Here is an 833-nt window from a genome sequence, read left to right as displayed (position 1 = left end):
GGCTATGATCGCGGTGATCGAGAAATTGTCGCGCGACGCGGCAGCCGATGGTTGGCCGGGCCTGCTGATCGGCGACATTTCGCAGCCGCGCGGCGGCCCGATGCTGACCGGGCATGCCTCGCACCAGATCGGGCTCGACGCCGACATCTGGCTGACGCCGATGCCCAGCCGCCCGCTGTCGATGGCGCAGCGCGAATCGATGAGCGCCACCTTGATGGTCGATGAGAAGACCCATCTGGTGAAGGACGCGCTGTGGACGCCGGCGCACACAAGGCTTCTGAAGCGGGCGGCGAGCTACAGCCAGGTCGAGCGCATCCTGGTCAATCCGGGCATCAAGAAGAAACTCTGCGACACCGTCAGGGGCGACCGCGGCTGGCTGCGCAAGATCCGGCCGTTTTGGGGCCACGACTATCATTTTCACATGCGCATCGGCTGTCAGCCGGGATCCCCCGGCTGCAAGGCGCAGGAAGCGACGCCGGACGATGACGGTTGCGGCAAGCCATTGGCCTGGTGGTTCACGCAGGAGCCGTGGCGGCCCAACAAGAACCCGGATGCCCCCAAGGCACGCGACCTGATGACGATGGCGAACCTGCCGAGCGAATGCCGCGCCGTGCTCGACGCGCCGGGGCCGGCCTCGGCCGAGGCGGCGACCTATCATGGCGGCGGCGTGCCGGTCGCGGCTGCCGCACCCGAACCCGAAGCGCCGTCATTGTCCGCCACGCCGGCCGCCGCCGGCTTGCCAAGTACGGTGAACGCCGTCACGGCGACCCCCGAGACCGGCGTGCCGCTGCCGCGACCGCGGCCGCCAGGAAACTGACGGTCACGGCCCAATC

Annotated in this window: 1 protein-coding gene; it reads left to right on the top strand. The window is 68.9% G+C overall.

Annotated features, from left to right (window positions below):
- On the top strand, positions 1-817 hold an 817-nt coding region (locus ENZ74_RS33245; protein WP_127313358.1), incomplete at its 5' end, for a penicillin-insensitive murein endopeptidase.
- Positions 818-833: the final 16 nt, after the last annotated feature.

The sequence above is a fragment of the Mesorhizobium sp. M7A.F.Ca.CA.002.15.2.1 genome, assembly GCF_003998715.1.
GTDB classification, from domain to species: domain Bacteria; phylum Pseudomonadota; class Alphaproteobacteria; order Rhizobiales; family Rhizobiaceae; genus Mesorhizobium; species Mesorhizobium ciceri.
The sequence above is the reverse complement of the archived record's forward strand: the minus strand, read 5'-3'. Positions and strand labels throughout refer to the sequence as shown.